Origin of the sequence: Pantoea jilinensis (genome assembly GCF_019104105.1) — a bacterium.
Classification (GTDB): Bacteria; Pseudomonadota; Gammaproteobacteria; order Enterobacterales; family Enterobacteriaceae; genus Pantoea; species Pantoea eucalypti.
Genome location: NZ_CP077746.1, coordinates 3,244,448 through 3,256,499 on the forward strand (window position 1 = coordinate 3,244,448; position 12,052 = coordinate 3,256,499).

Annotated in this window: 13 protein-coding genes, 1 tRNA gene and 1 rRNA gene; 8 read left to right on the plus strand and 7 right to left on the minus strand. The window is 54.2% G+C overall.

Going from position 1 to position 12,052, the window contains the following annotated elements; all coding sequences use genetic code 11:
• Positions 1-36: 36 nt before the first annotated feature.
• The 3 genes from KTJ90_RS15385 to gmhB all read right to left on the minus strand — a co-directional run bounded on the left by KTJ90_RS15385 (position 37) and on the right by gmhB (position 2,707).
• Positions 37-111 (minus strand) — tRNA-Glu (locus KTJ90_RS15385).
• An 88-nt stretch (positions 112-199) separates the two neighbouring features.
• A 16S ribosomal RNA gene (locus KTJ90_RS15390) occupies positions 200-1,740 on the minus strand.
• 406 nt (positions 1,741-2,146) lie between these two features.
• Positions 2,147-2,707, minus strand: a complete 561-nt coding sequence (gene gmhB, locus KTJ90_RS15395; RefSeq protein ID WP_003852609.1) for a D-glycero-beta-D-manno-heptose 1,7-bisphosphate 7-phosphatase — start codon at positions 2,705-2,707, stop codon at positions 2,147-2,149.
• A 189-nt stretch (positions 2,708-2,896) separates the two neighbouring features.
• Here gmhB and metN point away from each other — a divergent pair, with 189 nt between their 5' ends.
• The 6 genes from metN (at position 2,897) to proS (ending at position 8,456) form a co-directional block, all read left to right on the plus strand.
• The gene (gene metN / locus KTJ90_RS15400; RefSeq protein WP_003852611.1) at positions 2,897-3,928 is read left to right on the plus strand and encodes a methionine ABC transporter ATP-binding protein MetN; all 1,032 of its coding nucleotides are present in this window, start codon (positions 2,897-2,899) and stop codon (positions 3,926-3,928) included.
• Positions 3,921-4,574 carry a methionine ABC transporter permease MetI gene (locus tag KTJ90_RS15405; RefSeq protein WP_003852613.1) on the plus strand — a complete coding sequence of 218 codons (654 nt, stop codon included), beginning with the start codon at positions 3,921-3,923 and terminating at the stop codon, positions 4,572-4,574. Before metN ends, KTJ90_RS15405 begins: the two co-directional genes overlap by 8 nt.
• Before the next feature lie 30 nt (positions 4,575-4,604).
• Complete coding sequence (locus KTJ90_RS15410) at positions 4,605-5,420, plus strand: MetQ/NlpA family lipoprotein (RefSeq protein WP_003852616.1); 816 nt, start codon at positions 4,605-4,607, stop codon at positions 5,418-5,420.
• Between the two features lie 128 nt (positions 5,421-5,548).
• A complete protein-coding gene (gene rcsF / locus KTJ90_RS15415; RefSeq protein WP_003852619.1) occupies positions 5,549-5,947 on the plus strand; it encodes an envelope stress sensor lipoprotein RcsF in 399 nt (132 codons plus the stop codon).
• Positions 5,944-6,648 (plus strand): tRNA (N6-threonylcarbamoyladenosine(37)-N6)-methyltransferase TrmO, encoded by a 705-nt coding sequence (gene tsaA / locus KTJ90_RS15420; protein ID WP_003852620.1) that lies wholly within the window; start codon positions 5,944-5,946, stop codon positions 6,646-6,648. The genes rcsF and tsaA overlap by 4 nt, the downstream gene beginning before the upstream one ends.
• Before the next feature lie 89 nt (positions 6,649-6,737).
• On the plus strand, positions 6,738-8,456 hold the full coding sequence (gene proS, locus KTJ90_RS15425; RefSeq protein WP_003852621.1) for a proline--tRNA ligase: 1,719 nt from the start codon (positions 6,738-6,740) through the stop codon (positions 8,454-8,456).
• A gap of 350 nt (positions 8,457-8,806) precedes the next feature.
• Here proS and arfB read toward each other — a convergent pair whose 3' ends face one another.
• Complete coding sequence (arfB, locus tag KTJ90_RS15430) at positions 8,807-9,217, minus strand: alternative ribosome rescue aminoacyl-tRNA hydrolase ArfB (RefSeq protein WP_003852622.1); 411 nt, start codon at positions 9,215-9,217, stop codon at positions 8,807-8,809.
• A gap of 217 nt (positions 9,218-9,434) precedes the next feature.
• On the opposite strand from arfB, the gene KTJ90_RS15435 reads away from it, so the two are divergent.
• The gene (locus KTJ90_RS15435) at positions 9,435-9,635 is read left to right on the plus strand and encodes a YaeP family protein (RefSeq protein ID WP_003852623.1); all 201 of its coding nucleotides are present in this window, start codon (positions 9,435-9,437) and stop codon (positions 9,633-9,635) included.
• On the plus strand, positions 9,622-9,882 hold the full coding sequence (gene rof, locus KTJ90_RS15440) for a Rho-binding antiterminator (protein ID WP_008925644.1): 261 nt from the start codon (positions 9,622-9,624) through the stop codon (positions 9,880-9,882). Before KTJ90_RS15435 ends, rof begins: the two co-directional genes overlap by 14 nt.
• A 40-nt stretch (positions 9,883-9,922) precedes the next feature.
• Here the strand turns inward: rof and KTJ90_RS15445 are convergent, their stop codons facing one another.
• The 3 genes from KTJ90_RS15445 to KTJ90_RS15455 are packed head-to-tail and all read right to left on the minus strand — an operon-like array spanning position 9,923 to position 11,992.
• The gene (locus KTJ90_RS15445; RefSeq protein WP_105099580.1) at positions 9,923-10,231 is read right to left on the minus strand and encodes a c-type cytochrome; all 309 of its coding nucleotides are present in this window, start codon (positions 10,229-10,231) and stop codon (positions 9,923-9,925) included.
• Positions 10,231-11,550 carry a tRNA lysidine(34) synthetase TilS gene (tilS, locus tag KTJ90_RS15450; protein WP_283543539.1) on the minus strand — a complete coding sequence of 440 codons (1,320 nt, stop codon included), beginning with the start codon at positions 11,548-11,550 and terminating at the stop codon, positions 10,231-10,233. The genes KTJ90_RS15445 and tilS overlap by 1 nt, the downstream gene beginning before the upstream one ends.
• Before the next feature lie 52 nt (positions 11,551-11,602).
• The gene (locus KTJ90_RS15455; RefSeq protein ID WP_003852628.1) at positions 11,603-11,992 is read right to left on the minus strand and encodes a VOC family protein; all 390 of its coding nucleotides are present in this window, start codon (positions 11,990-11,992) and stop codon (positions 11,603-11,605) included.
• Positions 11,993-12,052: the final 60 nt, after the last annotated feature.

The window sequence follows — 12,052 nt, forward strand, 5'->3', positions numbered from 1 at the left end:
CTGTATGGAGACATCTTTCACCTGTCACCAAGCAGGTGGCGTCCCCTAGGGGATTCGAACCCCTGTTGCCGCCGTGAAAGGGCGGAGTCCTAACCGCTAGACGAAGGGGACACGATAGTGTCACGACTTCGCAGCCGTCCTGCTCATTACTTTTTATCAGACAATCTGTGTGGACACTGCGCGGGAAGGTATCTTCAGGTAAGGAGGTGATCCAACCGCAGGTTCCCCTACGGTTACCTTGTTACGACTTCACCCCAGTCATGAATCACAAAGTGGTAAGCGCCCTCCCGAAGGTTAAGCTACCTACTTCTTTTGCAACCCACTCCCATGGTGTGACGGGCGGTGTGTACAAGGCCCGGGAACGTATTCACCGTGGCATTCTGATCCACGATTACTAGCGATTCCGACTTCACGGAGTCGAGTTGCAGACTCCGATCCGGACTACGACGCACTTTGTGAGGTCCGCTTGCTCTCGCGAGGTCGCTTCTCTTTGTATGCGCCATTGTAGCACGTGTGTAGCCCTACTCGTAAGGGCCATGATGACTTGACGTCATCCCCACCTTCCTCCGGTTTATCACCGGCAGTCTCCTTTGAGTTCCCGCCATCACGCGCTGGCAACAAAGGATAAGGGTTGCGCTCGTTGCGGGACTTAACCCAACATTTCACAACACGAGCTGACGACAGCCATGCAGCACCTGTCTCAGAGTTCCCGAAGGCACCAATCCATCTCTGGAAAGTTCTCTGGATGTCAAGAGTAGGTAAGGTTCTTCGCGTTGCATCGAATTAAACCACATGCTCCACCGCTTGTGCGGGCCCCCGTCAATTCATTTGAGTTTTAACCTTGCGGCCGTACTCCCCAGGCGGTCGACTTAACGCGTTAGCTCCGGAAGCCACTCCTCAAGGGAACAACCTCCAAGTCGACATCGTTTACGGCGTGGACTACCAGGGTATCTAATCCTGTTTGCTCCCCACGCTTTCGCACCTGAGCGTCAGTCTTTGTCCAGGGGGCCGCCTTCGCCACCGGTATTCCTCCAGATCTCTACGCATTTCACCGCTACACCTGGAATTCTACCCCCCTCTACAAGACTCAAGCCTGCCAGTTTCAAATGCAGTTCCCAGGTTAAGCCCGGGGATTTCACATCTGACTTAACAGACCGCCTGCGTGCGCTTTACGCCCAGTAATTCCGATTAACGCTTGCACCCTCCGTATTACCGCGGCTGCTGGCACGGAGTTAGCCGGTGCTTCTTCTGCGGGTAACGTCAATCGATGCGGTTATTAACCACATCGCCTTCCTCCCCGCTGAAAGTACTTTACAACCCGAAGGCCTTCTTCATACACGCGGCATGGCTGCATCAGGCTTGCGCCCATTGTGCAATATTCCCCACTGCTGCCTCCCGTAGGAGTCTGGACCGTGTCTCAGTTCCAGTGTGGCTGGTCATCCTCTCAGACCAGCTAGGGATCGTCGCCTAGGTGGGCCATTACCCCGCCTACTAGCTAATCCCATCTGGGTTCATCCGATAGTGAGAGGCCCGAAGGTCCCCCTCTTTGGTCTTGCGACGTTATGCGGTATTAGCCACCGTTTCCAGTGGTTATCCCCCTCTATCGGGCAGATCCCCAGACATTACTCACCCGTCCGCCACTCGTCACCCAAGAGCAAGCTCTCTGTGCTACCGTCCGACTTGCATGTGTTAGGCCTGCCGCCAGCGTTCAATCTGAGCCATGATCAAACTCTTCAATTTAAGTTTGATTTGCTTAAACAAGTTAAGCGGTGCTCATCTGTAAAACGTCATAATGAATTTCATTATGTGTTCACTCGTGAGGCTTTGATATTTTTTTACGTCCTAAGACGCTGATATCAATCCTGCGAGTGCCCACACAGATTGTCTGATAAATTGTTAAAGAGCAGTGCGAACAGTGCGTTAGCGTCCTGTCGCGAGGTGGCGTATATTACGCTTTCCTCCTGCAGAGTCAACCTCTATTTCAGAAGTTTTTCTCCGGCGGCGCAGTCTCCTGTGCCTCTCAACCCGTTTTCCGTTGCCGGTTTGCCGTGTCAGTGGAGGCGCATTATAGGGAACGGCTGAGATAGCGCAAGTGCAAATTACAACTTTTTCACTGTTCGCCTGAAATTTGCACAAAAGCGCCGTTTTAACCCTTTTTAATGCGTCCTGGCAGCTCTGCAAGGCTATTAATTACCCAATCTGCTGCGGCTTCACCTTCAGCGGTAATCGGTTTGCCACTGCGCACCAGCACTTTGGTGCCGACACCGGCAGCCTGCCCGGCCAGCATATCCTCCAGCTTGTCACCCACCATATAAGAAGCAGCCATATCAATGTGCAGCTCTTCCTGTGCCGTCAGCAGCATGCCTGGCTGCGGCTTACGGCAGTCACATTCCTGACGAAACGCTTCAACTGTTGCTTCAGGATGGTGAGGACAGAAATAGATGCCATCAAGATCAACGTCGCGATCGGCCAGCGACCAGTCCATCCACTCAGTCAGCCGCATAAAGGTATCTTCGGTAAACATACCGCGCGCGATACCAGACTGATTGGTCACAACCACCAGCGCATATCCCATTGCCTTCAGTTGTTGCAGCGCTTCAATGGTGCCGTCAATAAACTGGAAGTCATCAATCTCATGGACATAGCCATTATCGACATTAAGGGTGCCATCACGATCAAGAAAAATAGCGGGGACTTTATTCGCCACGTAGAAACTCCTGCTGTAAAAATTGCCGATCAGTATCGCATGATTGCTATAAAAGGGAGAATGTCAGATTGAATCACTTTCATTGATTTAGACGTCTGGATGCCTTAACATCCATCCAGCTTTTATAATGAACAAAAGCGACGAGGTTTCCCACACCACGGACAACGCAATACGATAATTAATAACATAATGATTAAACTTGAAAATATCACCAAAGTGTTTCAGCAAGGCTCGCGGACTATTCCGGCATTAACGGATGTGAGCCTGCATGTGCCTGCCGGACAGATTTATGGCGTTATCGGCGCTTCCGGTGCCGGTAAAAGTACACTGATTCGTTGCGTTAACCTGCTGGAGCGCCCAACCTCGGGCCGCGTACTGGTCGATGGGGCGGATTTAACCGCACTCAACGAACGCCAGTTAACCCAGGCGCGCCGCCAGATCGGCATGATCTTCCAGCATTTTAACCTGATGAACTCACGAACGGTTGCGGGCAATGTCTCTCTGCCACTGGAACTGGGTAATCTCTCGCGTGCGCAGATCAACGCTCGCGTCACTGAGTTGCTGGAACTGGTGGGATTATCCGATAAGCATGATGCCTGGCCCGCCAATCTGTCGGGCGGACAGAAGCAGCGCGTCGCGATTGCTCGTGCCCTGGCCAGTAATCCCAAGGTCCTGCTGTGTGATGAAGCGACCAGCGCACTGGATCCCGCGACCACACGTTCAATTCTGGAATTGCTCAAAGACATCAACCGCCGCCTGGGGCTGACGATTCTGCTGATTACCCATGAGATGGATGTGGTGAAACGCATCTGCGATCAGGTTGCGGTCATCAGTCACGGTGAGCTGATTGAGAAAGATAGTGTCAGCGAAGTCTTCTCTCATCCTAAAACGCCACTGGCGCAGCAGTTTATTCAGTCCACGCTGCATCTGGATATCCCGGATGACTATCAGCAGCGTCTTTCTGCCACCGCATCTGAAAATACCGTGCCGCTGCTGCGACTGGAATTCACCGGTAAATCGGTTGATGCGCCGCTGCTTTCCGAAGCGGCCCGCCGTTACAACGTGAATAACAACATTATCAGTGCGCAGATGGATTACGCCGGTGGCGTGAAGTTCGGCATTATGCTGGCAGAAATGCACGGCACAGAGAGCGATACCCGCGAGGCGATTGCCTGGCTGAAGGAGAATCATGTGAAAGTAGAGGTGTTAGGTTATGTCTGAAGCGATGATGTGGTTGCTGGGACGGGGCGTGTGGGAAACGCTGATGATGACCTTCGTCTCAGGTTTTTTCGGTTTTGTGCTGGGCCTGCCGGTCGGCGTTTTACTCTATGTGACCCGTCCAGGACAGATTCTTCAGAATCAGGGTCTTTATCGCGTGCTTTCCGCGCTGGTAAATATCTTCCGCTCGATTCCTTTCATTATCCTGCTGGTCTGGATGATTCCCTTTACCCGCGTGATCGTCGGCACCTCAATCGGACTGCAGGCGGCTATCGTGCCGTTGACCGTCGGTGCTGCGCCGTTTATTGCGCGTATGGTTGAAAACGCCTTACTGGAACTGCCAACCGGCCTGATTGAAGCGTCACGTGCCATGGGTGCCACGCCAATGCAGATCATCCGTAAAGTTCTGCTGCCGGAAGCGATGCCGGGCCTGGTGAACGCGGCGACCATCACGCTGATTACGCTGGTCGGTTACTCCGCCATGGGTGGCGCGGTGGGTGCCGGTGGCCTGGGCCAGATCGGTTATCAGTATGGTTATATCGGATATAACGCCACTGTGATGAATACGGTATTAGTGTTGTTAGTGGTTTTAGTGTATCTCATTCAATTCTGTGGCGACCGCATCGTGCATGCTGTGTCCCATAAGTAAGCAATATCACATTATTAAGAAGGAAAGGATATGTCTTTCAGATTCAAGAAAATTGCCGCTGTGGGTGCACTGATTGGCGCGATTGCGCTGGCAGGTTGCGATCAAAAAGAGAAAGACCCTAACCACATCAAAGTGGGCGTGATTGTCGGTGCTGAGCAGCAGGTTGCTGAAGCCGCGCAGAAAGTGGCTAAAGATAAGTATGGTCTGGACGTTGAGCTGGTCACTTTCAACGATTACGTTCTGCCGAATGAAGCGCTGAGCAAAGGCGATATCGACGTTAACGCCTTCCAGCACAAACCTTACCTTGATCAGCAGATCAAAGATCGTGGCTACAAGCTGGTTTCAGTGGGTAATTCTTTCGTCTACCCAATCGCGGGCTATTCGAAGAAGATCAAATCACTGGATGAGCTGCAGGATGGCGCGCAGGTTGCTATTCCAAACGATCCGACCAACCTGGGCCGTACACTGCTGCTGCTGCAGAAAGTCGGTCTGATCAAACTGAAAGATGGCGTGGGCTTGCTGCCAACCTCACTGGATATCACTGAGAACCCTAAGCATCTGAAAATTGTTGAGCTGGAAGCGCCACAGCTGCCACGTTCACTGGACGATCAGCAGATTGCTCTGGCAGTGATCAACACCACTTACGCGAGCCAGATTGGCCTGACACCCGCGAAAGATGGCATTTTCGTCGAAGATAAAGATTCACCTTATGTGAACCTGATTGTCGCGCGTGAAGATAATAAAGATGCGGAAAACGTGAAGAAATTCGTTAAGGCTTACCAGTCTGACGAAGTTAACGCAGAAGCTAATAAAGTCTTTAACGGCGGCGCGGTTAAAGGCTGGTAATTCAGTCCGTGATCTCCCTAAGGGCGGCGCTATGCCGCCCTTTCTGCTATTGGGTGCCCTGCCCGACTTGTTATTTATTCTTGTCCTTGTTTCAATAACGCCACTTTTTGAAACCTGAGGATGTTGCCATGCGTTTTTTACCGCTCTGCTTGTTAGCATTGATGCTGACAGGGTGTGTTCATGAGTATCACCCGATAAGCAGCGCACCGTCCCGGCCGCAGCAATCCAGTGAACCGACCCATAAGCCTGTGGCACGACCCGCACCCGTTAAGCTCTATACCGATGCCGCCGATCTGGTCAGTAAGCCGTTCCGCGATCTGGGTGAAGTCTCCGCTGAAGATTGCCAGATGAGCAATCAGAACTCCCCGGCCAATATCGCTACAGCACGGAAACGTCTGCAGATCAAAGCATCACAGATGAAAGCCAATGCAGTGCTGCTGCATCAGTGTGAAATCGTTACCGGCACACCAGGCTGTTATCGCCAGGCGGTGTGTCAGGGTTCAGCGCTGAAAGTCAGCAATCAATGAGTGAATTCGCCTTTGCGCAAATTGGGGTAATTCGTTCGCCGTGGAAGGAGAAGTTTGCCGTACCGCGTCAGCCAGGCCTGGTGCAGGATGGCGGCGGCGAGCTTCATCTGCAGCCACCTTACAATCAGCCGGAAGCGGTACGTGGACTGGAAGCGTTCAGCCATCTCTGGCTGCTGTTTGTTTTCCATCAGACGATGGAAGGTGGCTGGCGTCCCACGGTTCGCCCTCCCCGTCTGGGCGGCAATGCGCGCATGGGTGTTTTCGCGACACGTTCCACGTTCCGTCCCAACCCCATTGGGATGTCGCTGGTTGAACTGAAAGGTGTCAGAATTGAGAAGCAGCAGGTGATTCTGCAGCTTGGCAGTCTGGACCTGGTCGATGGTACTCCGGTAGTGGATATCAAACCTTATCTGCCTTTTGCCGAAGCGCTGCCTCATGCCCAGGCAGGTTTTGCTCAGGCTGCCCCTGCGGCTGATATGCCGGTTCGCTTCTCCGCACTGGCCCAGCAGCAGCTTCAGCAGCAGTCGCGCTACCCCAATCTGGCACGCTTTATCCGTGAAGTGCTGGCACAGGATCCCCGTCCGGCTTATCGTCAGGGCGAAACGCAGGCGCGGGAATATGCGGCCTGGCTGATGGATTTTAATGTCCGCTGGCGCATTGATGATGCCGGTACTGAAGTGATCGCTATCGACCCGCGTTAAAACCCGCTTTTGAGGCGGTGATCTCACTGGTACACTAGCCGCCAGCAAAATTCTGTCTGTGACTTTCCGATCAACTGGAACCGTAATCAATGCGTACTACTCAATATCTGCTCTCTACTCAGAAAGAGACGCCTTCCGACGCTGAAGTGATCAGCCACCAGCTGATGCTGCGCGCCGGTATGATCCGCAAACTGGCTTCTGGCTTGTACACCTGGTTACCGACCGGGGTTCGCGTGCTGAAAAAAGTCGAAAACATCGTGCGTGAAGAGATGAACAACGCGGGCGCTGTTGAGATTTTAATGCCGGTTGTGCAGCCCGCCGACCTGTGGCAGGAGAGCGGTCGCTGGGAGGAGTATGGCCCGGAACTGTTACGTATTGCCGATCGCCACGAGCGTCCGTTCGTGCTGGGTCCGACGCATGAAGAGGTGGTCACTGACCTGATCCGCAACGAACTGAGCTCTTATAAGCAGTTGCCGCTCAACCTGTATCAGATTCAGACCAAATTCCGTGATGAAGTGCGTCCACGTTTTGGCGTGATGCGTTCACGTGAGTTCATCATGAAAGATGCTTACTCGTTCCATACGTCGCAGGCGTCGCTGCAGGAAACCTATGACGCGATGTACCGCGCCTATAGTCAGATCTTCAGCCGTATGGGACTGGATTTCCGTGCTGTGCAGGCCGATACCGGCTCTATCGGCGGCAGCGCATCACATGAGTTCCAGGTGCTGGCGCAGAGCGGTGAAGATGATGTGATTTTCTCTACCGATTCTGATTACGCCGCTAACATTGAGCTGGCCGAAGCCGTCGCACCGGCCGGTGAACGTGCCGCACCATCTCAGGAGATGCAGCTGGTCGAAACACCAGACGCAAAAACCATCGCGGAGCTGGTTGAGCAATTCAATGTACCTGTCGAAAAGACAGTGAAAACGCTGATTGTTAAAGGTGCAGAAGAGAGCGGTCACGCGCTGGTTGCCCTGCTGGTTCGCGGCGATCATCAGCTGAATGAGATCAAAGCAGAGAAGTCAGCCATCGTTGCATCGCCGCTGGTGTTCGCGACGGAAGAAGAGATTCGCGCCGCAGTGGGTGCGGGTCCGGGTTCAATCGGGCCTGTGGGTCTGCAGATGCCGATCATTGCTGACCGTACCGTGGCGAAGATGAGCGATTTCAGCGCCGGTGCCAACGTCGATGGTAAACACTACTTCGGCATTAACTGGGAGCGCGATCTGCCGCTGGCCAGCGTTGCGGATATCCGTAATGTGGTCGAAGGCGATTTAAGCCCGGATGGCAAAGGCACGCTGCAGATTAAACGTGGTATTGAAGTCGGTCATATCTTCCAGCTCGGTACTAAGTATTCTGACGCGCTGAAAGCTTCCGTTCAGGGTGAAGATGGCCGTAATCAGGTGATGAGCATGGGCTGCTACGGCATCGGCATCACTCGCGTGGTGGCGGCAGCCATTGAGCAAAACCATGACGATCGTGGCATCATCTGGCCAGCCGCACTGGCACCGTTCGAGGTGGCGATTCTGCCGATGAATATGCAGAAATCGTTCCGTGTTAAAGAGCTGGCAGAAGAGTTATATGCCACGCTGCGTGCCAAAGGCGTTGAAGTTATCCTGGATGACCGCAAAGAGCGTCCGGGCGTGATGTTTGCCGATATGGAACTGATCGGGGTACCACACACCATCGTCATCGGCGATCGCAATCTCGACAACCAGGAGATTGAATACAAATCACGTCGTGCCGGTGAGAAGCAGATGATTAAGCAGGATGAAATTGTTGAGTTCCTGCTGAAAGCACTGAACAAGTAAATTGTGAAGGAAAGGTCAGATAACTTGCTTGTGTGGCCTCTAACAGCTTAAGAGTTTGCCCGGTTGCTGTAATTCCGTATCTGCTCAGGAAACAGGGTCAGATCGGAAAGACGCAAAAGCCGCCATCCATGGCATGCTCGGCCCGCGCGATTACGCACCTCATCCATGAGGTGCGCCCTGACCGGGCCAACGCATGGCGTTGTTCAAAAACGCTCCCGGCGTTTTTGTCCATGGCGCGGGACGCTTTCCTCTTCTGACCCTGTTCCCTTCGCCATGCGCTTATTCGTTGCTGCCAGAGTCACGCTGAGCTGCCTGATCAGTACTCAAACGCCCCGCCTGCGGGGCGTTTTTTATTGCACCTTGCCGCGCATCGATTTCGTCGAACTGCGACGGGCTTTTCCTTCCAGACGACGCTCTTTCGAGGCGCGGGTCGGCCGCGTAGCGCGCCGGGCTTTTTCCACGGTACTCAGCTCCTGGATCAGATTGACCAGACGTTGCAGCGCCGCTTCACGATTCATCTCCTGACTGCGATACTCCTGCGCCTTGATCACCACCACGCCATCTCCGGTAATCAAATGATGACTGGCAGTGAGCAGCCGCTCTTTATAAAACGCGGGCAGCGAAGAAGCAGCAATATCAAAGCGCAGATGAATGGCCGTGCTGGCTTTGTTGACATGTTGTCCACCAGCGCCCTGAGCGCGAATAGCCGTCAGCTCGATCTCACTCTCCGGAATCTCAACCGAACGGGATAGCATAATCATCAGCTTGCTCCCCACACCTTAATCACGTTGACCTCCGATAACCTGTTCATCAAATTAACCTTTTGTGCTCTGATTCATTCCGTCCCAGACAGCGGAATCTGTCACTTTAGCAGTGATTCGCGCACTGTTCCTGCTTTACGCAGGCTGATTTCCTCTAAATGGCTATGATATAGTCGCCAGTTAACCAGAGTATCGACGCTCTGCTGAGGGGGGCCATGTGCAAAATTATTGTGAGTTAGTTCGCCGGAAATATGCCGAAATCGGCAGCGGAGACTTAGGTTACATTCCGGATGCGATTGGCTGCGCATTGAAGGCACTTAATGATATTGCCGCAAATACTGAGCTAAACTCTTCTGTCAGGGAACAGGCGGCCTACGCCGCTGCTAACTTATTGGTGAGCGACTATGTTGATAAATGAAGCGTACCAACCTATCAATTGTGATGACTACGATAATCTGGAACTCGCCTGCCAGAACACCTGGATGCTGTCGCTGGAAATGAAAGATGGCGAACAGCTCAAGGCAAAGGCCAAAGAGATTTTTTCACGCAAGAACGTGGAATATCTGGCTATCGATCTTTCCGGTGAACATCGCGAATTACGTCTCGACCATATTGCCAGCTTTACCCATCCCGAACTGGGTACGGTGGTTGTCAGCGCTGAGTAATAGACGCATCACGGGCGGGACCTTCCCGCCCTGTTAACCCTCAGGGCTGCAACGAACTGTAGTACGCCGCCAGATCAGCTATATCACCGTCACTCAATCCCGCTACAAATGCCTTCATCACCTCAGCCTGGCCGCCAGTGCGCTCGCCCTTTTTGTAGGCGTGCAAAGCCTGTTCCAGATAAGGTGCGTGCTGCCCGGCCAGATTGGGATAGAGGGGCACAGCCGCTTTACCTGCTGCACCATGGCAGGCCATGCAGCTCCCTGCTTTTTGTGCGCCGCGTTGCGCATCGCCCGCAGCCCACGCTGGTAATACGGCGCCCACTAAAAAGGCGATAAACCATTGCTTCATTATTGTTGTTCCCCTGCGCTGCATGCCCTGTCCCAGACTATCTGCCAGCCCTGTTGATCAACAGCTGCGCCAGCGTGGGTGACAAACAGATTCGGAACACAGATCAGCGTCTGGTTATAAAAGATTAACGGCAGCCGTTCTCGCTGCCACGGAGGTATCTGCAACTCCTGCCACAACTTTTTCATTTCCCTTCCACCCTGACGGCCCACCAGATGAACGTGACCCTGCGCATGAAAGCGTACGCTGACCTGCTCATCCGGCTGAGGATAACGCAACAGGCTCTGCGCCTGGCTGGCGTGTAACGTGCCGAGATTCTGTGGTAACACCAGCGGCTGGCTGAGATCGGGCCATGCCAGCTCGGTGGCACGCAGTGAACTGCGCAACGGCAGCCAGTAGAGCTGCTGACGGTAGCGGCGGAGTTCAGCCTGACCGAATCGCAGCTTCGGCTGCGCATCCTCCCGGCTCGCCATGACTTCATCGCGAATACGTTTCAGCGCTTCACGGGAGGGCATCCTGCCGCCCTGCCCGGCGATCCAGCGGCGCAATAACGCATTAGCACGCAACTCACTCATGACCATCAAGGGCGGAAAGTGCAGGCTGCCATCTGGCTGGATGAGCTCATTGAGTTGTCCGGTGAGCAGTTCATCCAGTAACTGCTCCTGCTCACTGCACAACGCCGCACTTCGGGCTGTCGCCTCAGCAAAATGGGGCCAGCGCTGGTAAAGCGCCGGCAGCAGCCGCTGACGAAGGAAGTTACGGTCGTAGCGAAGATCCTGATTACTTTCATCTTCGATCCACACCAGCTGATGGGTTCTGGCATAGGCTTCAAGCGACAGCCGCGACTGATTCAGCAGTGGACGCAGCAGCTGGTGCGAACCCAGCGCACGCGCAGCAGGCATCGCCGCCAGCCCGGCCGGACCGCTGCCGCGCTTCAGCGCCAGCATAAAGGTTTCACACTGATCGTCGAGGTGCTGCGCGGTCAGTAACACTTCACCCGGCAACAGTGCCGCACTGAGCGCCTGATAACGGGCGGTGCGGGCGGCGGCTTCAATGCCGTTTTCCCTGCCATCCACGGTAACGTGCAGTACCTCACATGGCAGTTGCCACTGCTCGCATACCGACAGGCAGTGCGCTGCCCAGCAATCGGCATTCGGGCTAAGCCCATGATGAACATGTAACGCCCGCAGATGGGATTCGGGATGCTGCTGCTGCCAGCCGCGAAGCTGATGCAGCAGCACGGTTGAATCGAGTCCGCCACTGAAGGCAACCACCAGCGCGGCATCAGGTTGCAACATGGCGTCAAAAGCGGGCAAAGGCATGGCAGGATCCAGAAAGTCGGGCCACTGAATGTCGCCCGCTGAGCGCGCTATTTTACGCCTGATAAAGCTCCAGCGGCAAACCATCCGGATCGGCAAAGAACGTACACTGTTTACCCGTCAGTTCATCGATGCGAATCGGCTCGCAGATTACGCCTTTACTGGCCAGCGTTGCGACAGCGGCGGCCACATCCGGCACGGTAAAGGCCAGATGACGCAGGCCACACGCTTCGGGATGACTGACGCGCGCCGGCGGCTCAGGAAAAGAGAACAGCTCAATAGTGTAGCGATCCTCCAGGGCCAGGTCGCCTTTCCAGGAGTCGCGCGCTTCACGGTAATATTCGCCCATGAGACGAAAGCCCAGCACGTCACAATAGAACGCTTTGCTGCGCTGATAGTCGGAAGCGATGATGGCGATGTGGTGAATAGCGGTTAACTGCAACATGTTGAATATCCTGATTCGGGCAGGCTGTCCCCAGACACCCTGCCGCTATTAGTCGTTTAA

What these genes read in the sequence shown, in the direction of transcription:
- metN (WP_003852611.1), top strand. Translation starts at nt 2,897, where the DNA reads ATGATTAAACTTGAAAATATCACCAAAGTGTTTCAGCAAGGCTCGCGG.
- KTJ90_RS15405 (WP_003852613.1), top strand. Translation starts at nt 3,921, where the DNA reads ATGTCTGAAGCGATGATGTGGTTGCTGGGACGGGGCGTGTGGGAAACG.
- KTJ90_RS15410 (WP_003852616.1), top strand. Translation starts at nt 4,605, where the DNA reads ATGTCTTTCAGATTCAAGAAAATTGCCGCTGTGGGTGCACTGATTGGC.
- rcsF (WP_003852619.1), top strand. Translation starts at nt 5,549, where the DNA reads ATGCGTTTTTTACCGCTCTGCTTGTTAGCATTGATGCTGACAGGGTGT.
- tsaA (WP_003852620.1), top strand. Translation starts at nt 5,944, where the DNA reads ATGAGTGAATTCGCCTTTGCGCAAATTGGGGTAATTCGTTCGCCGTGG.
- proS (WP_003852621.1), top strand. Translation starts at nt 6,738, where the DNA reads ATGCGTACTACTCAATATCTGCTCTCTACTCAGAAAGAGACGCCTTCC.
- arfB (WP_003852622.1), bottom strand. Translation starts at nt 9,217, where the DNA reads ATGATTATGCTATCCCGTTCGGTTGAGATTCCGGAGAGTGAGATCGAG.
- rof (WP_008925644.1), top strand. Translation starts at nt 9,622, where the DNA reads ATGTTGATAAATGAAGCGTACCAACCTATCAATTGTGATGACTACGAT.
- KTJ90_RS15445 (WP_105099580.1), bottom strand. Translation starts at nt 10,231, where the DNA reads ATGAAGCAATGGTTTATCGCCTTTTTAGTGGGCGCCGTATTACCAGCG.
- tilS (WP_283543539.1), bottom strand. Translation starts at nt 11,550, where the DNA reads ATGCCTTTGCCCGCTTTTGACGCCATGTTGCAACCTGATGCCGCGCTG.
- KTJ90_RS15455 (WP_003852628.1), bottom strand. Translation starts at nt 11,992, where the DNA reads ATGTTGCAGTTAACCGCTATTCACCACATCGCCATCATCGCTTCCGAC.